16 protein-coding genes are annotated in these 18,891 nt (G+C 51.0%); 9 read left to right on the top strand and 7 right to left on the bottom strand.

Annotated features, from left to right (window positions below):
* The first annotated feature begins 24 nt into the window (after nucleotides 1-24).
* Entirely contained in the window at nucleotides 25-564 is a 540-nt protein-coding gene (locus tag J3P34_RS16190) for a hypothetical protein (RefSeq protein WP_210489686.1), read from the top strand.
* A gap of 68 nt (nucleotides 565-632) precedes the next feature.
* On the opposite strand, the gene J3P34_RS16195 is transcribed toward J3P34_RS16190, so the two are convergent.
* Complete coding sequence (locus J3P34_RS16195) at nucleotides 633-839, bottom strand: hypothetical protein (RefSeq protein WP_210462331.1); 207 nt, start codon at nucleotides 837-839, stop codon at nucleotides 633-635.
* 484 nt (nucleotides 840-1,323) lie between these two features.
* Here J3P34_RS16195 and arfB point away from each other — a divergent pair, with 484 nt between their 5' ends.
* Nucleotides 1,324-1,728: an alternative ribosome rescue aminoacyl-tRNA hydrolase ArfB gene (gene arfB / locus J3P34_RS16200; protein ID WP_210489687.1), complete on the top strand. Its 405-nt coding sequence runs from the start codon at nucleotides 1,324-1,326 to the stop codon at nucleotides 1,726-1,728.
* A gap of 633 nt (nucleotides 1,729-2,361) precedes the next feature.
* On the opposite strand, the gene J3P34_RS16205 is transcribed toward arfB, so the two are convergent.
* Together J3P34_RS16205 and J3P34_RS16210 are read right to left on the bottom strand one after the other, a co-directional pair.
* A complete protein-coding gene (locus J3P34_RS16205; protein WP_210489688.1) occupies nucleotides 2,362-3,168 on the bottom strand; it encodes a DUF481 domain-containing protein in 807 nt (268 codons plus the stop codon).
* A gap of 347 nt (nucleotides 3,169-3,515) precedes the next feature.
* On the bottom strand, nucleotides 3,516-4,865 hold the full coding sequence (locus tag J3P34_RS16210; protein ID WP_210489689.1) for an MBL fold metallo-hydrolase: 1,350 nt from the start codon (nucleotides 4,863-4,865) through the stop codon (nucleotides 3,516-3,518).
* Between the two features lie 220 nt (nucleotides 4,866-5,085).
* On the opposite strand from J3P34_RS16210, the gene J3P34_RS16215 reads away from it, so the two are divergent.
* On the top strand, nucleotides 5,086-5,913 hold the full coding sequence (locus J3P34_RS16215; RefSeq protein ID WP_210462338.1) for a cyanophycinase: 828 nt from the start codon (nucleotides 5,086-5,088) through the stop codon (nucleotides 5,911-5,913).
* Between the two features lie 85 nt (nucleotides 5,914-5,998).
* On the opposite strand, the gene J3P34_RS16220 is transcribed toward J3P34_RS16215, so the two are convergent.
* From J3P34_RS16220 to J3P34_RS16230, 3 genes are all read right to left on the bottom strand, one after another.
* Nucleotides 5,999-7,195, bottom strand: coding sequence for a T9SS type A sorting domain-containing protein (locus tag J3P34_RS16220; protein ID WP_210489691.1), 1,197 nt, complete (start codon nucleotides 7,193-7,195; stop codon nucleotides 5,999-6,001).
* Between the two features lie 350 nt (nucleotides 7,196-7,545).
* The gene (locus tag J3P34_RS16225) at nucleotides 7,546-8,340 is read right to left on the bottom strand and encodes a T9SS type A sorting domain-containing protein (RefSeq protein WP_210489692.1); all 795 of its coding nucleotides are present in this window, start codon (nucleotides 8,338-8,340) and stop codon (nucleotides 7,546-7,548) included.
* A 681-nt stretch (nucleotides 8,341-9,021) separates the two neighbouring features.
* Nucleotides 9,022-9,915, bottom strand: coding sequence for an NAD(P)/FAD-dependent oxidoreductase (locus J3P34_RS16230; RefSeq protein ID WP_210489693.1), 894 nt, complete (start codon nucleotides 9,913-9,915; stop codon nucleotides 9,022-9,024).
* Nucleotides 9,916-10,331: 416 nt separating this feature from the next.
* Here J3P34_RS16230 and J3P34_RS16235 point away from each other — a divergent pair, with 416 nt between their 5' ends.
* From J3P34_RS16235 to J3P34_RS16255, 5 genes are all read left to right on the top strand, one after another.
* Entirely contained in the window at nucleotides 10,332-11,573 is a 1,242-nt protein-coding gene (locus J3P34_RS16235; RefSeq protein ID WP_210462342.1) for an OmpP1/FadL family transporter, read from the top strand.
* A 12-nt stretch (nucleotides 11,574-11,585) separates the two neighbouring features.
* Nucleotides 11,586-13,037, top strand: a complete 1,452-nt coding sequence (locus J3P34_RS16240; protein ID WP_210489694.1) for an SGNH/GDSL hydrolase family protein — start codon at nucleotides 11,586-11,588, stop codon at nucleotides 13,035-13,037.
* 154 nt (nucleotides 13,038-13,191) lie between these two features.
* Nucleotides 13,192-13,656 (top strand): lipocalin-like domain-containing protein, encoded by a 465-nt coding sequence (locus J3P34_RS16245; protein WP_210489695.1) that lies wholly within the window; start codon nucleotides 13,192-13,194, stop codon nucleotides 13,654-13,656.
* Between the two features lie 432 nt (nucleotides 13,657-14,088).
* Complete coding sequence (locus tag J3P34_RS16250) at nucleotides 14,089-14,556, top strand: hypothetical protein (RefSeq protein ID WP_210462346.1); 468 nt, start codon at nucleotides 14,089-14,091, stop codon at nucleotides 14,554-14,556.
* A 120-nt stretch (nucleotides 14,557-14,676) separates the two neighbouring features.
* Nucleotides 14,677-15,147, top strand: coding sequence for a hypothetical protein (locus J3P34_RS16255; RefSeq protein WP_210489696.1), 471 nt, complete (start codon nucleotides 14,677-14,679; stop codon nucleotides 15,145-15,147).
* Between the two features lie 105 nt (nucleotides 15,148-15,252).
* Here the strand turns inward: J3P34_RS16255 and polA are convergent, their stop codons facing one another.
* Nucleotides 15,253-18,123, bottom strand: a complete 2,871-nt coding sequence (polA, locus tag J3P34_RS16260) for a DNA polymerase I (RefSeq protein WP_210489697.1) — start codon at nucleotides 18,121-18,123, stop codon at nucleotides 15,253-15,255.
* A gap of 467 nt (nucleotides 18,124-18,590) precedes the next feature.
* On the opposite strand from polA, the gene J3P34_RS16265 reads away from it, so the two are divergent.
* Entirely contained in the window at nucleotides 18,591-18,872 is a 282-nt protein-coding gene (locus J3P34_RS16265; RefSeq protein ID WP_210489698.1) for a 2TM domain-containing protein, read from the top strand.
* The last annotated feature ends 19 nt before the right edge of the window (nucleotides 18,873-18,891 follow it).

Genomic DNA, 18,891 nt, shown 5'->3' on the forward strand with positions numbered 1-18,891 from the left:
GTTTTCTCTTCCGTACTTTACCGCATGAAGAAAGTATTTCTGTTAGGGCTTTGCCTTTCTCTGCTGGCCTGTTTGCCGGCCATGGCCCAACGCTACAAGACGGCTGCCGGCCTTAGGATTGGCAGCGATGAGTTTGGGTTTACCATTCAACAAAAGATCCTGGAAAAAACCACCCTTGAAGGCCTGGTCACCGCCTCTCCTCGGGAAATAACCGCCACCATTCTGGGCGAGCAACACTTTCCTATGCTGGGCCAGCGCTTCAACTACTATCTGGGTGGCGGAGCGCACGGCGGTCGCCTCAAAGATTACGGGGCCATCTACGGCGTAGACGCCATTGTGGGCCTGGAGTATAAAGTGAACGGGCTCCCGTTCCTGCTGTCCGCCGATCTGAAACCGGCCATCCATTTCCGACACGAGGAGTGGTTCAACATGGGTGGGGCCTTCTCTATCAGGTACGTTATTATTAAGGAGAAGCCACCCACCCCGGGGCAAATCATCAAGGGTATTTTCAGCCCGTCAGACAAAAAGAAGAAGAAAAAGAAAGAATCCTCCTCCTGGTTCTAGCCTGATTGACCTATGCGCTGTTTCGGGCTTATTTAAAGTAAAACGGGCCTGAAACAGAAAGCGGTGTTTTACGCTCCGAAGGACACTTTGCCGGTAGGGGCGTAGGCCACTGTGTTGGGTTGCGGAACAGTGGCATCGGCGGTAGGGCCAGGCATCCGTTTTCCGGCTTGGTTGATGTAAATCACTTCTTGTTTGTAGTTAAGGCCGCTCAAAGCATCTTGCAAGGCCAAACCAGAACCAATACACATTGCGAATAATAAGACGATGATTTTCATGGCTTTAAATTTTTAAGGTTAACAGTTACATTTTAGGTTTGTGGGATTGGCCTCCCTGGCGAAGCGCGGGACTCTGTTTTTCTGTTCCCTTACAACTAAAAGATGCAGTGACTGTACTTTTGGTTGTCTGCTCTGATTACTTTCTTTTCCAAAGGTGTGCCAACTTGTAAATAATTGATTATCATGAATTTACAGCACACCCCCTTTTTATAACTGTCCGCCCGCGGACTAAATCTGTCCAGAAATGAACAACCTTTGTTCACCCGTACAGTTCCAGGGTTTTATCTGCCAGAAAACTTCATTTTTTTCTCCAGTTGAGCCGTTTTCCCAGGAGTTAATCTAGGAGATGGTTTCCCTAAATTTGAGATTTGGTTTGGAAGCCTTGAACCAAGATTGAAAGATCAGCGCCGAATGGCTCGGCCCGCACCAATGGCTCCCCAGGCAAGAAAAAACATCTGACCTGGCGCGTTTACGTATTGCTTCTATGCTCCCAGATCTAACCCCCGAATTGACTTTCCAGACCTCGCGCAGCAGCGGCCCCGGCGGACAGAACGTGAACAAAGTTGCCAGCAGGGTAGAGGTATGGTTTTCCATTGAGAACTCCGCTTTGCTTACCCAGGAACAGAAAGACCTGCTCTTAGAGAAACTGGCGCCCCGCCTCAACAAAGAAGGCTTTCTGCATCTGGCCAGCCAGGAAGACCGCAGCCAATTGGCCAATAAGGATTTGGTGGTGCAGAAACTCTATGAAGTGTTGGAACAGGCCCTGCACCGGCCCAAGCCCCGCAAGAAAACCCGTCCGTCTAAAGCTGCTGTGCAGAAAAGGCTCCTGGCCAAGCAGAAGCAGGGGCAGAAAAAAGCCAACCGCCGCGGAGGCAGCGCAGAAGACTGATCTTGTTTTTTGAGGTGTTTTGAGGAAAAATGACCTGAAATGGACATCTATCCTCCTCTCCTCTGGTTCAAGTCTATGACTTGGACCCACCATGGCCTGCAGTTTGTAACTGCAGTGAGGCGCCAGCCTCAAACACGGATTTCACTTGCGTTGTGCGGAGAGTTAGCAGCAGCGCTCTCCGCACTTCCCGGACAGCCAATCTCCTGATTGGCGAATTGGAAGCGGTTCCAGTTGGTAGTATATCCCCGTGGTTAGTGTTCTCACCAACAACCTCTACTACCCTTCAATTCACTAAGTGCAGCTACCTCTCACTTCCTTCTTGCTTGTTTCCCGCGCTTGTTCCTCCGTTTAAAGGTTTGTTACTTTTCTCCTTGATGAGAAAAGTAACCAAAAGAATCAAGAAGTCTCAAACTCGCTGACGCTCGGACAGTGAGGCTTCACTTAAGATACCACCTGGCTAAAGCTATCTGTTGCATCGTACACGCAGGCCACTGCCACTTTAATTGCTCATCCGTGCGGCAGACCGTGTCTCGGCCTCACTGTAGGCCTTCGCCCCGGCCCGCCGCAGGTGAGCAACTGTAAAACCTTATTCCCTGCGCAGGCACAAAGGCATCCTTCATTTTATTGGGAATCTTAGAAACTTACCTGAATTCCGTTGGTGAGGCTGTACAGGTAGTTAGGGATGGGCACAATGGGGCGGTTCTCGTAGGTGTGCGAGAAGTTGGTGGTGAGTTGGAATCGGCTGTTGATTTTCATGATGATGGACACATCGCCGCTGAAGCGGTGGCGCGCCATGCCCGCCGGCCGGTCATAGCCTACCTGGTAATAATGAATGGTACTCAGCTCCAGAAACGGGTTCAAAGGCAACCGGATACTGGCATAGTTGGAGAGTTTGGGGATGCTCTTGTTGATGTACCGGTCTTCTTCCAGATTATGCCAGCGTTCATATTCGTACATGGGGCCGGTGCCCAGGTTGAACCTGATGTTGTCTTTCCGGATTACCGCAAACCTGATACCGGCGCCGGCCAGCATCCTTAACTCCAGTCCCCGGTTATAGTCATATTGAGCTTGGGCGTAGGTTTCATAAGATAAGCGGTCTTGCCGGTTAAAGGTCACGCGCCCGTGCACGTAACCGGTCTCTACCTGCGTCTCGCCCTTAAGGCGCACGTAATTGTAAGAACCCAGCAGCAGATACGTATTGCGGTCAGACACGTACCCGATGTTGCCGTTCCCGGTAAGCCCCAGGAAATGGTCGGTTTTGCCTTCTTTGCCCACAGCGCGGTTGAACAGGTTGAGGTTAACGCCCAGCTTGCCGGTGAAATAGTTGGAGGTATCTTTCTCCACCCGGGCTTTTTCTACATTCAGGATTTGGCCCGAGGCCGAGGCAACCAAAAAGAAAAGGATAAAGAGAAGACCCGAAAGCCGAGGAAAAGAAAGCATAAGCAAGTAATGGTGACCCGGCCTGCAGAAGCCTAGAGTCATTTCAACGTAAAAAGAAGCCCTGTTAAGGTGCTACTCCATGGGTAAATTGTCCTCATCAGGCACGGCTCCTTTCCCGAAGTTATAGATTTTAGCTTAAAACCCAGCTACTTCCCCCTAAAACCAAGCTTTGACCCTCCCTGGCAACTTAGGTCTACGGCTCATCTCAAAGATGATAAACCCAGGTTTTATAAGGTCCAACATGGTCTTTCCCCGGTGATTCTGGCTGGAAAAAGCAACCCCTGTTTTTCGGCTGTTTTATGAGAAACAGCCGAAAAACAGGGGTCCTTTGTACGCTTGGATACAGGCTATTGGTCTTTGTCTCCGTTGAATTCAGTAATGGCTTCCCCAAGGTCATAAACAGGTACCTGGGTGATTTCCTGGGCCACAATGCTGGCAGCGGCGGCAGAACGGTACCCTGCAGCGCAGTGCACCACAATGGGTTTGTCTGTCGGGATTTCGTCTAAGCGGTCGCGGAGTTCAGGCAGCGGTATCTCCAAGGCATTGGCAAACACCTTGTTCTCCCGCACCTCATTCGTGTTCCGGACGTCAAGAATGGTGAAGGCGTCTGGATTGGCCCTGAACTGGGTTAGATCCAGCACCGGCGACTGCACCGTACCGGGCGGGACCACCGGCAGCGCACCCGAAATAAAAGCTTCGTAGCCAATACTGGCGGTACGACCAATCAACTCGCGCAGCTTTTCCTCATCCTCGGCAATGAGGTAAAAACCTTCCTGGGGTTTCACCACAGAACCAAGCCAGGTCTCAAATTTGGGGCCTTCCTGCAGGTTAATTGCCTTGGGCAAATGCCCCTGCTTGAACTGGTCCTGGGGCCGCGTGTCAATGATGAGGCAACCCTTGCTTAGTTTATGGCCTGGTTCTATGATGGGCACCTGCTTCACCGAGGTCTGGAACTTGGGCGCGCCTTTCTGGTTCAGGTGCACATCGTACTCAAAGTAATGCGGCACAAAGGGCTGGTCGGCGGTGATATAGGCCACAAACTCGTCCTCGGTCATGTCCTGCAGGGCGGGATTCGTGCCTTTCTCGTCTCCTATGGTGCTGGACTTGGCCTCGCTGATGGCTTTGCCGCAGAGACTTCCGGCTCCGTGGGCCGGATACACCAGCACATGGTCTGGCAGCGGCATGAGTTTCTGGCGGGTAGATTGGTATAGCTGGCGGGCCAGTTCCTCCCGGTCGGCGGTCTCGTGACCGGCGCTTTCCCGCAGATCTGGCCGGCCCACATCGCCAATGAAGAGGGTATCGCCGGTGAAGACGGCATGCTCCCGCCCCTGCTCATCACGCAGCAAAACTGAGATGCTGTCTGGCGAGTGGCCGGGCGTATTGAGGGCCTGCAGGGTCACGCCTCCAATGCGTAGTTCATCTCCTTCGTCAAAGGGCTTGTGCAGGTATCTGGCCCCGGCGCGTTTGCTCACGTAAACACTGGCCTGTCGGGCTTCTGACAGTTCCAGGTGGCCGCTCACAAAATCGGCGTGCGGGTGCGTCTCAATAACCGCGACAATCTTGGCATCATGGATCATGGCAAACTCTTCGTAAGGCCTGGGGTCCCGTGCCGGATCAATGACCGCAATCTCTGAATCATCCATCACGATGTAAGAGAAATGGGCCAGACCTTTGTCTTCAAATTGCTGAATCTTCATATCACTAGCAGGTACGTATCCGGGGCAACATCGTTGGAGCAGCGGGTTTGCCGCCATACCCTTCCTTGGCGAGGCTGGCAAAGCTTGTTTCCTGCCATTTTCTGTCCTATTTTGACATCCTTGTGCAGGAGGCTACGTTCATACCTCTAGTAGTTTTGCCCACGGCACGCCCCACAATGGTTCGCCCTGACAGAGCCAGCCAAATTTAATTTCCCAACTTATGCAAGTACCCAAAGGAACCCTAATAGCACTGGGCGGCGGCGATGATGACGGTCTTATCAACCTGGTCCGCTCTGAGCTTTGCAGCATTGACTCTCATATTGAAGTGATTACCACGGCTACCCTGGAGCCTATGGAGTCTGGGCAGGCCTACAAAGAAGCGTTTGAGGAGCTGGGCTGCAGCAGCGTACGCTTCATGCACATTGACGAAGACAACGAAGCAGATAAACCAGAGTACCTTTCGCGCATCGGCAAGGCCGAGGTGATCTTTTTCACCGGCGGCAACCAGCTGCGCCTGAAAGAGTTTCTGGCCGGCACCCAACTGCACCAACTCATGCAGCGCCGGTTCAAAGAAGAGGAAATCACCATTGCCGGAACCAGCGCCGGGGCCGCCGCCATGTCTGACCGCATGATCTACGAGGGCTACGGTTATTACTCTCTTTTGAAAGGCGAGGTGAAAACCACCGAGGGGCTCTCCTTTATCAAGAACGTGTTCATTGACACCCACTTCACGGAGCGGGGCCGCTTTGGCCGTCTGGCCCATGCCGTCTCCAAGCGCCCGCAGTTTGTAGGCATTGGTTTAGGGGAGGAAACCGGCATCATCATCAAAGGCGGGCAACACGTGGAAGTTTTCGGGAATGCGGTGGTCACCATCATGGACAGTTCCCACGTGCGTTACTCTAACCTGGAGGAGGTAGAGGAAGGCGAGCCCATTGCCGTAGAGAACCTCATTATGCACCTGCTGGTAGAAGGCCATGAATACTGCTTAACAGACAGGGTCTTCCGGAAGGTCTCCCAACAAAAGCGCAAGTCGCCCAGCAAGACTTAAATCAAGCGTTCTTAAACCTCCATCACAACAAAAAAGCCCGGGGCCTTCAAAGAAGCTCCGGGCTTTTTGCTTATGACTGGTCTGTTTAGTTCTTAACCACCCTGCGGGAGATCTCTTTGTTGTTATCGGTTCTTATATGCAGAATGTACATACCGGCAGAGAGGTGCTCGGCAGGGATCACGTACGCCCCGCTGGTGAGAGATCTTTGCGAGATAGCGGCACCGTACACTTTCACGCCCTGCAGGTTGAACAATTCTACCTGGGCCTCCTGGAAAGAGACGTTGCTCAGGGCTACTTTAAGGCTGCTGTTGGTAGGGTTAGGGAACACGGCCAGAGAAGACGCCGGCAACTGCTCCGCAGATTTCATGATGTTGAAGGTCTGGAAATCGCTAAACACTTCTCTGAGGGAATTTTCCAACGCTTCACCTTCGGTCTCTCTTATCCTGGTGATTCTCTCGGTCAAGACGTTGCTGCTGTTGTAGGTAAGCACGTACTGCACCTCACTATCAAATGCCCATGCGTTGTTCTCCCATTCCTGGATAAGCATCCCCGTTATGTTCTTTTTGTCATCATAGGTAATGGTTTCGCGGTCACTGTTTACCCAGGTGGAGCCCGATGCCTCTTCTGTGGTCATGACCAGGGTTCTGGTGGTGGCGTTATAGGACGTGTTCACGCGCTCTTCGTTCACCCAGGTATTGGTGGCGGCGTCGTATTGCTGGGTTTCATACATGATGAACCCAAAGGGGTTGCTGGCTTCAGAAGTCCACATAAAGTTGGTGTCCCGCTCATCATCTTTCCAGGTGTTGGTGGTGGCGTCCCAATCCTGGTGCACAATAGTGTTTGGTTGGGTTTCATTACCAGTGTACAGGTAAATGGATTTACCAGAGTTGGTGAGCGGGCCGGTGCCGCCGGTGGTGGATTGGTATGTAATAGTAGAGGTGCGTCCCCGGGCATCATACGCGTAGGTAGACTTGAAGTCGGTTTTCCAGGTGCTGGTGAGCATATCCCAACTCTGGTTCACGGCCTCGGTCAATCTGAAATTGTCATAGGTATTGACTGTGCGGGACATATTTATTGCGTCTGTGGCTAATACCTGCTCCGTGATCTGCGCGCGGGAGTTATAGGTAGTGGTATAGGAGCTTACCGCTTGCCAGGCTGCCGGATTGGCGTCAGCATCCCAGACGTAGAATTGAGTTTTGCGGGGTAGGGTTATGGTGGTAGTCTGCGCGAAGGCGCTCACGCACAAGGCGCATAGTAAAGCAAGAATGTAAAGTGTTTTCATGGGGCTTATGGTTTAGGATTCCTGGATAAAAGGTTTCATTGCTAAGACTCCTGACATTGGGTGACCTCCGTTCTAAAAGCACGTACTTTCTCCTCCCTACTACCTCCGCTGCCCAGGCACTATGCTAAGACCTTTGAACCCAACCTGTTAAGCTTTGACAGTTACCCTTAAGACTACCCCTACCCGCACTACCAATTTTTTTGTATTTTTTAGGACACTCATCTGAAAACAGGTTCCGGAACCCCTTCTTCCCAGCCCGGCTCTTGCATAAAAAAGGTGCGTTTACGGGCTGATTTTTAGAAATCAGCCCGTAAACGCACCTTTTCTCTCTCCCAAACCTTTAGGCTGGTTTACTTCGTTTTCACCACCGTGCGCGAAATCTCTTTATTGTTGTCTGTGAGGATGCGCAGGACGTACACGCCCGCCCCCAGGTGCTGACAGGGAACCACGTGGTTCCCCTTACTGATAGAAGGGTACGAGGTCATGGCCTCATACAATTTCTTTCCCTGCAGGTTGAAAAGCTGGACCTGGGCCTGCTTAAAGCCTGCGGCGGCTAAGGTGATATTCAGGTCACCGGAAGTGGGGTTGGGGAACACCGCCAGAGAAGACGCAGGCAACTGCTCCGCAGCTTTAGTGACAATAAAGGTCTGGAAGTCTGAGTACACATCTCTATAGCCATTCTCTAATTCTCCGCCCTCGGCTCTCCTTATTCTAGCGATCTTCTCTGTAAGCACACTTTCAGCATTGTACGTCAGCGTGTATTCTGTCCCCAGCGTGAACCGCCAAGCATTGTTGGCCTGTTCGTACGTCCGTATTTGGGTGGGGTTCATTTGAGCATCAAAGTTGGTAAGGGTACGTGAATGGGACACCCAGCCATCTCCGGATGGCACGTCAAGGACATAAGTTAATGTTCTGGTGGCAGGGTCATAGGAGTTGCCGTGTCTTTCATTATTCACCCAATCAACATCCAAGGGTGCAGGGGCTGTTTGAATGGCATGGCTAAGCAACTTGAAGGGGTTATTCTGATCTGTGGACCAGACCTGGTGGGTGTGCCTTTCTGCATCCAGCCAACTATTGCTAACCTCATCCCAATCCTGGCGCAGAACGGCAGAAGGGTTCAGGTCATTTTCTGTATACTGGTACATGACCCTGGAGGTATTAACAAATGATGAGCGGTCAGGGCCCTTTGCCTGTTGCGTTTTACTGATCAGCCTTCCCTGCGCATCATACACATACGTAGACTTAGAGCCCTCCACCCAGCCTCCAGAACCAGGAATTAGCTCCAACGTTTCCAGTAACCCAAAATCGCCATATGTGTGGCGGGTCTTGTGTAATTCAACATCACTTTGAATAAGTATGCGTTCTGTTTCCTGGCCGCGCGTGTTGTACACATGGGAATTACTGAAAGCAAGTACCCAAGAGCCCGTTTCCTGGCTTCCGTACCATTCATAATAGTCTGTCCAGCGAGGCAGCGTGAGGGTTGTTTGCGCCCATGATCTGAAGGCAAGGGCACATAAGATTAGAGAGAGGTATATTGTTCGCATGGCAAGCAATGATTACTTACACAAAGCCACACAGAGTGCCGGGAAGCACCGCTCGTCCATTTCCCAAAGGCAATTTCACCTACTACTCAGCCATCCTGCAAACCACCTTTGCCGATTTTGTCTTGCACATAGTTAAGTTACAAAAAGCGTTTGGTAATTCACGCCATTTCCTACACATAACGGGAATATAATCATTAAGTTGGTGACAAATAATATGCGCGTTTAGCAGCCGTTTTGTGAAAACAGCCGCTAAACGCGCATCAGAAGCTTCTGTACTTAGGGCTACAGCCTGAACTCTTTCTGCAGCTCCATATTGATGGCCACGGCGGCCTTGGTGCCTTCAGCGGCGGCTACAATAACCAACTGCATGTCACGGGCGGCGTCTCCGGCCACGTAGAGGCCGGGCACGTTGGTTTGCTGGTGTTTGTAGGTTCTTACCACGCCTTTGCTGGTGAAGTCACACTGCAGTTGCCGCGCCAGGTCTGAGTGCTGGTCTGAGCCGGTGGAGAAGAACATAGCCTCGCGGTTCTCCACCTGTCCGTTCTTGAACACGATGCGCTGCAGATGCCCGTCTTCGCCCTCCAGCCTTTCAATGGCTGCGGTGTTGATCTGCACTTTGTTACGGGCCAGGAGCTCGCGGTCTTCGCGGGTAAGGCGGTTGGTGCCATCTGTGAACAGCATGACGTCACTGCTCCAGGTTTTCAGGGAAAGGGAGAGCCCAATGGCATCGCGGTTTTTGCCGTAGGCGGCCAGCGGCTTGTTCTTTGACTCGTACCCGTCGCAGTAAGGGCAATGGTGGATGCTGGAACCGTAGAAGGGCTCGGCCCCGGGTATTTTGGGCCAGCGGTCGCAGAGACCGGTGGCCAGCAGCACTTTCCGGGACAGGTACACCTGGTCTTCTTCGTCCTCCACCTTGAACAGGTCACCCTCTTTGGTCACCCGCACAATCCGTTTCTGTTTGATATCCACTTCATACTTGGCCAGGTCTTCGCGGCCCAGGCGCAGGAACTCGGCCGGAGGGGTACCGTCGCGGGATATGAAACCATTCATGGCATGGGAATAGGAGTTCCGGTACACGCCGGAATCAAACAGGGCCACTTTTCGCATACACCGCCCCAGGAGCATCGCCGCGCTAAGACCAGCCGGGCCTCCGCCAACAATCAATACATCATACATACTTGAAATCTCTTAACCAGTCATGGCTAAACGCATCTGGCAAAAAAGAGATGGTTTCTGCGTGATTTTTTTCTTAGAGGGCTTTTGCCTTCCTATGGATTATTTGAAGGAAACCGTACTTACCACAACGTCATAAACCGCTTTTATTTTACAGCCCCCCTTATGGTTAAGGAAGGAGTCTTAATGGCTAAGCCGGAAGACTCGCACACGTATGGGTACACAGGAAAATTCTCCCCGATGGCCTGTAAAAATACCATAGCATATTTCTGATCAAAACCGCACACACTAAATCATAATTAATAATTATAAAAAATATGGCGATATGCATAACACTATCAGAATATCAGTTCTATTTATCTATATTTGATTAACAAATCCTTAAGAACCAAATACACTTATTTTTAACTAGCGAACGCATGAAAAGTAAATTTTTAGCCTTACTGGGCAGTGCTGTGCTCTCGGCGGGCGTTGCCCAGGCCGGAGGGTTCCAAGCTAACCTACAGGGGCAAAAGCAGATAGGCATGGGCCACGCAGGCACTGGTTTGGCGCTGGACCAAAGTAGCATTTTCTTTAACCCAGGAGCGCTGGCCCACCTTCGGCAGAATGGTATCCAGTTGGGGGTTAGTGCGTTGAATGCGAAAATAGCTTACAGAGAACCTTCTCCAGGTTTCTCAGAGTCTACCACAGACAATCCCATCAGCACCCCGTTCCAGGTGTATGCTTCCTTTGGGAAAGAAGAAAGCCCGCTCCGCTTCGGTATTGGGGTGTACACGCCATTTGGTTCTTCTGTTAACTGGGGTAACCAGTGGCAGGGACGTTACGGCTTGAATGAGTTAACCCTGAAAACCATTTTCATTCAGCCTACCATCAGCTACCGCATCTCAGAGAAACTGGGCGTGGGAGCCGGGTTTGTTTACTCTACTGGTAGTGTGAACCTGCAAAGAAGCATTCCTTTGACAGACGCCAGTTACAATGAGGCCGGGGTAGAACTGGACGGTTCGGCGAGCGGTTTCGGGTTTAACCTGGGCGTTTTCTTCCAACCTACAGAAAAACTCTCCCTGGGCCTTACCTACCGCTCTAAAGTGGAGATGGAAGTGAAAGACGGCGACGTGACCTTCATGCTACCTACCTCACCGTTGGTGGCGGGACAGTTCCAGGCTACTCAGTTTGACGCCAGCCTTCCTATGCCTGCCAACATCACCCTGGGTATTGGCTTTAAACCTACAGAGGCCCTTACCTTTGCCGTTGATGTGCAGCGCGTAGAGTGGAGCGCCTACAAATCGCTGCGCTTTGACTACAATGCCGGGGTACGCGGAGAAACCTTCTCTGAAAGCCCACGCAACTACGAAGACGTTTTCATTTACCGCGTAGGTGCCCAGTACAAGGTGTCTGACATCTTCACCGTCAGAGCCGGCGCTTACTATGACAACTCACCGGTACAGGAAGGCTACCTGACCCCAGAGACACCAGACTCTGATTCAAGAGGGGTATCTGGCGGTTTAACCCTGGCCCTGAGCGATAAAGTTGACCTTGACGCCTCCTTCCTGTACATTAACAAGAAAGAACGCACCGATGACGCAAGCAAGTCTGGCGGTGTAGCCGGTACTTTCAAGTCAGTAGCCTACATTCCGGGTGTTGGCATCAATTACAAGTTTTAATTTCAAGACAAGATGAAGAACATATTCTATAGATTAGGCGCGGCCGCTCTTCTTTCCACCGCTTTCTTATTCAGCGGTTGCGAGCCCGAGTTTGAGGAGGACATTACCCTTAGCAAAGGTCCCCTGGATTTCAGCAAGTACGTATCCGTAGGAAACTCTCTTACCGCCGGTTACCAGGACAACGGCCTTTACCTGGAAGGTCAGGTGTTCTCTTATCCAAATATTCTGGCTAACCAGTTCAGCTTTGTAGGCGGCGGTCAATTTGTGCAGCCTCTGTTCACACAGGCCCAAGCCAATGGTTCTGGTTACCTTCGCTTAGGTGGATTCTCCTCCACCGGAGCTCCTATCCTGGCCCCGGTAACCACCAACCTAGCCGTAAGAGGCATGGGAGCCGATGGCAAAACTGCGCTTTTAACCAGATTTACTGACCTGGATAAGATCCAGAACTTTGGCGTTCCTGGAATTAAGCTAGCAGACATTAAAACAGCTGGATACGGCTTAAACAACCCAATTGGGTTTAACCCTTACTTTGAACGTATTCTGCCGGAGAACTCTCCTGCAACTTATCTGCAGCGAGTAAGCGGAAACCAGCACACGTTCTTCAGTTCTTGGTTAGGCAACAATGACGTGTTAGGTTACGCTACTGCCGGTGGTTTTGCCGGGTCCATTACACCGGTTGCTACCTTTACGTCACTGTATACAGAATTGATCACGGCTATGACGGCAAACGGCGCCGAAGGAATTGTCGCCACCATCCCGGATGTGCGTTCAGTGCCGTTCTTTACGACCGTTGGGCCAACCGCAAAGCCATTGTTAGCCTCTGCTGTGGCTGCTGCAAAAGCAGCCGGTTTACCTATAACCGGCGTAACAGCTCTTACTAAGAATACTGCGGCTCGTATTGTTATCACCCCAGAGTCTATCAAAGATGCTTCCGGTGGAAACATTCTACTAACGTTGACATCTAGCGCGTACCTTCCTTTAATTGGGCAGCCTACAGGCCGCTACTGGCGTGAATTGGCGGTTTCTCAGAACCCCTCTAACCCTTCAGCTCAGTTGCAGGGATACTTGTCCGCGTTCCAGATTGACACCACTAAGGCATTCGGGCTAGACCCAAGAAACCCGGTGCCAAGCGCTTTTGTACTGGATACGGAAGAACAGAACGAAATCACTACTGCTACTACCGCTTACAATGCTGCAATTGTAGCTCAGGCAAATGCTAAAAGTCTAGCAGTGTTTGATGCGTATACCTTCTTTAACTCTATCCAGAGCGGCTTTACACTGAATGGCGTAGGATATTCCCCTGCGTTCATCACAGGTAACCTGTTCTCGCTTGACGGCGTGCACCCAACGCCGCGCGGATACGCCATTATTGCCAATGAGATGATCAAGGCCATCAATGCCAAATACGGTTCATCCGTGCCTACCATTGATGTGACCCAGTTCCGGGCGGTGCTTATCCCGTAACCAGAACTACCTACTTTTCAGGAAAAGGCCAGCCCACCAGCTGGCCTTTTTTATTCGCCTCCTGGGTGAGCCCGTTATACTAGTCTAGAAAATCCCTCGTTTTCAGTCCGAAAGAGTTTATATTCGTATACCACCCTATCTAAAACCTGAGCTTATGAAAAACTATCCTTTACTTCTACTCCTGTTTTGCTGTACCCTTTTCTTTACCGCCTGTAGCGATGATGATGACGAAGCACCCTCTAAAGAGCAGATGCTGCAAGACAAGCGCTGGCAGATAACGGCTCTGGAGGCTTCCACTTTGTTTGGTGATATAGACTTCTACGCCGATCTGGAAGATTGCCAGAAGGATAACTATGTTGAGTTCAGGGACAATGGCGTGCTGGTAGTTAACGAAGGAGCCACCAAGTGTGATGATTCTGATCCGCAGGAGGCCCAAGGCACCTGGTCTTTGAACGGAGATGTGCTGCAGATTTCGGGCATAGGCGCTTCTTTTGGCCTGCCGGTGAATGATCTGGAACTGACCATCACAGAGCTTACTGCTAGCAGCCTCTCCGCAGATTTCAAACAGAACGTCTCTGGCTTTGATATTGACGGCACGGTAACCATGGAAACCATGTAGACCCCAGAGGTACATAATATATATATTCCTTAAAAACAGAAGAGGGAGCCCGGCAACAGGCTCCCTCTTCTGTTTTTAAACCGTTTTTCAGAAAACAATGCGATTTCCCCAGGGTATTGCCATACAATCCCCACTCTCACAGTTATTTCCCTAAAATAAACTATCCAATTCAGGTCGGCTTTCAACGGTTTCGCTCGCCAAAAATCCTGATTGGGTGAGGATGTCTACTTTTTCTAAAATCCTGTATAGGGGTTATCTGCAGAAGCCCGGTCTTATTTCTACAAACGGCAATTATACTTTAAGAACATGAAATTGCACCAGACACACAGAAGCAAGCATGTAATTAGAGTTGAACAGGCCGGTAGCTAGAAAGAATTCTAACCCTATTTCTAACCTATAATCATGTTTGTTTCACTTTATCAACTCCCTATCATGTTAAAAAAATCTTATCTTCTGACCATCTTAGCAGCTTTCACACTGGTGTTCTCTTCTTGCAGCAAAGACGATGACGGTGACGAGCCAAAATCAAGAGTAGATGTAAGCCAACTGGAAAAGCACGAATGGAAAGTAACTGAGCACATTGTAAAGGCCGCCGGCCAGGATGACTATGACGTAATGGAAGAAGACTACGGCGGAGACATCTTCGTGAAGTTTGATGGCGATGGCGAATTCTCTGTTACCACAGAGAGTGATGGCGATTCTGAGTTTGACGGCAGCTATGATGTCAACGATGATGAGATCGACTGGAACTTCCCGCTCTCTGTAATGGCTCAGTTAAACGGAGAGGATAATGCCACTTACACCATTGAGCAGCTCAACGCCAATACCTTTGAGCTTACCACCTCTGAGACCATGCAAGGCGTGAAAGTGACAGAGAACATCACCTTCAAGGCTCAATAATCTTCCATACTTTAAGCGTCACCAGGTACCTCTTACACAGTTCGCCTGGTGACGCTTTTTTATGGGCAAACCTCATCCTTTATCTAATCTCTTATCTAAACCATCTATCCGCTACCCATCATGTTACACAAGTCATACCTCCTCACCATCCTGGCCGCATTTACCCTGGTGTTCTCTTCTTGCAGCAAAGACGACAAAGACGATCCGGAGCCTACCCTTGAAGCGCAGATATCCCAGAAGACCTGGCTTCTGGATGACCATGAAGTCCTGTTTGACGGAGAAGATGAGCCAACGAACGTATATGATCTATTCATTAATGCCGTGGGTACAGATGATATCGCCTTTAAACTTGACGGTAAAGGAGAATACATGATTTACCTGGACGGTGAAGAGGAAGAAAACGGAGATTACCAGTTGGAGGATGACAAACTTGACTGGGAATACCCATTGACATTCAGCTATGGAGCCTCAGATGGAGAAGACAATGACTTTAAGGTGAAACTCAACGGCAGCACCCTGACCCTAACCGGCGAAGGAACAGACCCCAGAGGTATAGACTTTAAAGAAACCATTACCTTCAAAGTAAAATAGAGTAAATTGAATATTGCAAAACAGGAAAGGGAGCCCGTAAGCTCCCTTTCCTGTTTTATGGGCATTTGTTTCTCCCCTGTTTTAGGAAAAATGGCTTTAGAACACTTAATGCGCCTGCAGCCAGTTCTCACCAGTACCCAGGCCAACTTCCATAGGTACGCTCAATGGGAAAGCGTGCTTCATCAAGTCCTCTATCTTAGGCTGCACAATGGGTAACTCCTCCTTAAGCACATCAAACACCAATTCATCGTGTACCTGCAGGATCATGCGGCTGGCCAGTTTCTCTTCACGGAGCCACTGGTCAATGTTGATCATGGCAATCTTGATGATATCAGCAGCCGTGCCCTGGATAGGTGCGTTGATGGCGTTTCGCTCGGCGTAGCCCCTGATGTTCTGGTTACGCGAGTTGATGTCACGCAGGTAACGGCGGCGGCCCAGCAGGGTTTCCACAAACTCCTGGTCGCGGGCCTGGTTGATGGCGCTGTCCATGTACTGTTTCACGGCCGGGAATTCCTGGAAGTACGCTTCAATGATCTCGGCGGCCTCGCGGCGCGGAATGGCCAATCTTTCTGCCAAACCGAAGGCCGAGATGCCGTAGATAATCCCGAAGTTGATGGTCTTGGCTTTACGGCGCATGTCAGAATCTACCTGGTCAACGGGCACGTGGAACACCTTGGCGGCGGTAGAAGCGTGAATGTCCAAGCCTTTCTGGAAGGCCTCTTTCATGGTAGCGTCGTTGCTGAAGTGCGCCATGATACGGAGCTCAATCTGCGAGTAGTCAGCGGAGAGCAGCACGTGGTCTTCATCCCTCGGCACAAACGCTTTGCGGATTTCGCGGCCTTTTTCCGTCCGGATTGGGATGTTCTGCAGGTTGGGGTTGGTAGAGCTTAAACGCCCAGTAGCAGCCACGGCCTGGTTGTAGGACGTGTGCAGGCGGTTATCCTCGGTGCAGATCAATTGCGGCAGGGCGTCTACGTAGGTGCTCTTGAGCTTGGTCAGCTGCCGATGGTCCAGGATGAGCTGCACAATCTCGTGCTCAAAGGCCAGCTTGGAGAGAATCTCCTCACCGGTAGCGTACTGCCCGGTCTTGGTTTTCTTGATCTTATTTCCGCCCAGGCCCATGCGGTCAAACAGCACCTCACCCAACTGCTTCGGCGACCCGATGTTGAATTCCATGCCGGCCAGGTTGAAGATCTTCTGCTCTATCTCCTTGATATCGGTTTGCAGCACGATGGAGGACTCGGCCAAGGCTTCGGCGTCAATGCTAACGCCTTCGCGCTCCATGTGGCCCAGCACGCGCAGCAGTGGGTTCTCTACATCGTTGAAAAGGCGTTTCAGGCCTTGTTTCTCTAAAAGCGGGTCAAAATAGTTCTTGAGCTGCAGGGTGATATCGGCGTCTTCGCAGGCGTACTCGTAGATCTGCAGGGCCGGCAACTTGTCCATGGTGAGCTGATTCTTGCCTTTGCCCAGCAGCGTCTCAATCGCGATAGGCGTGTAGTGCAGGTACGTCTCGGCGAGCAGGTCCATGTTGTGGCGCATGTCGGGCTCAAGCAAGTAGTGGGCCAGCATGGTGTCGTAGAGCGGTCCCTGCACGTCAATGTCGTAGCGCTGTAATACTACCAGGTCATACTTTATGTTTTGGCCTATCTTAGTAATAGTGGGGCTTTCCAAGACTTCCTTAAACTCCTGCACAATCTCGCGGGCGGCTTCTTCATCGTGTGGCGGCACGGGAATGTAGTAGGCCTCACCCGGCATGTAGCAGAACGAGATACCCACCAGACGGGCCGTGATAGCATCAATGCTGGTGGTCTCGGTGTCAAAGGAAATCTCTTTCTGCAGTTTTAGATATTTGAGCAATTGCTGCCGTTGCTCGGGGGTGGTGAGCAGGTGATATTCGTGCAGCGTGGTGTCAATGGTTTTTCTTACGCGGGGGGCATAATCCTCTCCGGCGGCAGTTGCATCAGTTCCTTCTGCCGTCTCCATGGTCTCGGCGGCGGGCATGTCAAACAGGGAGGTCTGCCCCATGGGTTTATCTGACTTGAGGCCTTTGCCCACGGTGGGTTTGTTGCTCACAGGTTTGGGAACGGCCGGAGAGGCGGTGCCCAGCACGCGGGTAGCCAGTTGCCGGAACTCCAGCTCGTCAAACAAAGCGGCCAGTTTCTCCATGTCCGGACCATCGTAGCGCAGCCCTTCCTCGTCAAAGTCAATGGGCACATCAAGGTGAATGGTGGCCAGTTCTTTGGACATGAGTCCCTGCTCGGCGAACTTCTCCACGTTCTCTTTCTGCTTGCCTTTGAGCTCATGCGCGTTGGCGATCAGGTTCTCTACGCTCCCGAAGCGCTGGATGAGCGTTTTAGCGGTCTTTTCGCCAATTCCGGGTATTCCCGGAATGTTGTCCACGGCATCGCCCTGCAGACCCAGGATGTCAATGACCTGTTTCACATCGCTGATTTCCCAGCGCTCCAGCACTTTGGGCTTGTCAATCACCTCAATGGCGTTGCCCAGGAACGCCGGCTTGTAGACAAACACGTGGTCCGTCACCAACTGGTAATAGTCCTTGTCTGGGGTCATCATGAAGACATCGTAGCCGGCCTTCTCGGCCTTGCAGGACAGCGTGCCAATAATGTCATCGGCCTCAAAACCGTCCATCATCATGCCCGGAATTCCGAACGCCTCCACAATCTTCTTCACGTACGGTATGGCGATGGAAATATCCTCGGGCATGGCCTGCCGGTTGGCCTTATATTCCACAAAGCTGTCATGGCGGAAGGTTTTAGAGGGGGCGTCATAGCAAACACCTATGTGGGTGGGCTTTTCGCGGTTAAGCAGGTCTACCAGGGTGTTGGTAAAGCCCAGTGCGGCCCCGGTGTTCATGCCTTTGGAGTTGATTCTAGGGTTCTTGCTGAAGGCGAAGTGGGCGCGGTAAATGAGCGCCATGGCGTCTAGCAGAAAAAGGCGTTTGTCTGGTGTACTCATAGGTTAGCGAAGGTACGGGCAAAGCCGCGCGTATGCAATGGTGACTCTTGTATAAACTCTGGATCAGGCAAAAAGTTAAAGCCCGCCGTTTTTATGTTATTCTGAAAAAATAAGTCCCAAAACGGGATGCCACCATGCTTCTGCCTCTGGATGAACTAACACTGCTTCTGGTAATTCATACAACTAGAAACTGCTGTCCACGTGTACATGGGTTTGGCTAGTGGCCCCGCAAAGAACTAATATACAAGCTAAAAAGGCCCTTGGCTTTCCTCCTCTTTTCATTTTACCAACATAAAATCCGTTTTGCGGTTAACTCTCGTAGACATAGAGGTAAAGGACGTCTGCATTTGCGCGTTACCAGGCCCCATGTGTAGGATTTGTACAAACTTCAACCTGAAAAGAGGCAAATCTCAATCTTAAAGCATTATATTTATGTTTTGCTATATAATAAGCTTATAGGAAAGCAGATGGAAGAAGAAAAAGATAAGTTCTTATGGAAACTGGCCAAAAAGCGCGTGGCTTTCAGGCGGCACCTTTTTACATACCTGCTGATTAACCTGGTGGTGTGGCTGGTGTGGTTCTTTACCAAAGACCAGAATTACACTTACATGGGGTTGCCCTGGCCTGCCTGGATGTCCTTTGGCTGGGGAATAGGACTTGCCTTCAATTACTATGATGCCTACTACAGTTCCCAGGACTACGCCGTGGAACGCGAGTACCAGAAACTAACCAGAAACAAGAATCTTTAGAACTAACGGATTTATTACT

This window comes from Rufibacter aurantiacus (assembly GCF_017916345.1).
Classification (GTDB): domain Bacteria; phylum Bacteroidota; class Bacteroidia; order Cytophagales; family Hymenobacteraceae; genus Nibribacter; species Nibribacter roseolus.

Excerpts from the sequence above, each read along its gene's own strand:
- J3P34_RS16190 (WP_210489686.1), top strand. The coding sequence starts at position 25 with ATGAAGAAAGTATTTCTGTTAGGGCTTTGCCTTTCTCTGCTGGCCTGT.
- J3P34_RS16205 (WP_210489688.1), bottom strand. The coding sequence starts at position 3,168 with ATGCTTTCTTTTCCTCGGCTTTCGGGTCTTCTCTTTATCCTTTTCTTT.
- J3P34_RS16215 (WP_210462338.1), top strand. The coding sequence starts at position 5,086 with ATGCAAGTACCCAAAGGAACCCTAATAGCACTGGGCGGCGGCGATGAT.
- J3P34_RS16265 (WP_210489698.1), top strand. The coding sequence starts at position 18,591 with ATGGAAGAAGAAAAAGATAAGTTCTTATGGAAACTGGCCAAAAAGCGC.
- J3P34_RS16210 (WP_210489689.1), bottom strand. The coding sequence starts at position 4,865 with ATGAAGATTCAGCAATTTGAAGACAAAGGTCTGGCCCATTTCTCTTAC.
- polA (WP_210489697.1), bottom strand. The coding sequence starts at position 18,123 with ATGAGTACACCAGACAAACGCCTTTTTCTGCTAGACGCCATGGCGCTC.
- J3P34_RS16225 (WP_210489692.1), bottom strand. The coding sequence starts at position 8,340 with ATGTACCAGTATACAGAAAATGACCTGAACCCTTCTGCCGTTCTGCGC.
- J3P34_RS16230 (WP_210489693.1), bottom strand. The coding sequence starts at position 9,915 with ATGTATGATGTATTGATTGTTGGCGGAGGCCCGGCTGGTCTTAGCGCG.
- arfB (WP_210489687.1), top strand. The coding sequence starts at position 1,324 with ATGCTCCCAGATCTAACCCCCGAATTGACTTTCCAGACCTCGCGCAGC.
- J3P34_RS16255 (WP_210489696.1), top strand. The coding sequence starts at position 14,677 with ATGTTACACAAGTCATACCTCCTCACCATCCTGGCCGCATTTACCCTG.
- J3P34_RS16220 (WP_210489691.1), bottom strand. The coding sequence starts at position 7,195 with ATGAAAACACTTTACATTCTTGCTTTACTATGCGCCTTGTGCGTGAGC.
- J3P34_RS16245 (WP_210489695.1), top strand. The coding sequence starts at position 13,192 with ATGAAAAACTATCCTTTACTTCTACTCCTGTTTTGCTGTACCCTTTTC.
- J3P34_RS16250 (WP_210462346.1), top strand. The coding sequence starts at position 14,089 with ATGTTAAAAAAATCTTATCTTCTGACCATCTTAGCAGCTTTCACACTG.
- J3P34_RS16235 (WP_210462342.1), top strand. The coding sequence starts at position 10,332 with ATGAAAAGTAAATTTTTAGCCTTACTGGGCAGTGCTGTGCTCTCGGCG.
- J3P34_RS16195 (WP_210462331.1), bottom strand. The coding sequence starts at position 839 with ATGAAAATCATCGTCTTATTATTCGCAATGTGTATTGGTTCTGGTTTG.
- J3P34_RS16240 (WP_210489694.1), top strand. The coding sequence starts at position 11,586 with ATGAAGAACATATTCTATAGATTAGGCGCGGCCGCTCTTCTTTCCACC.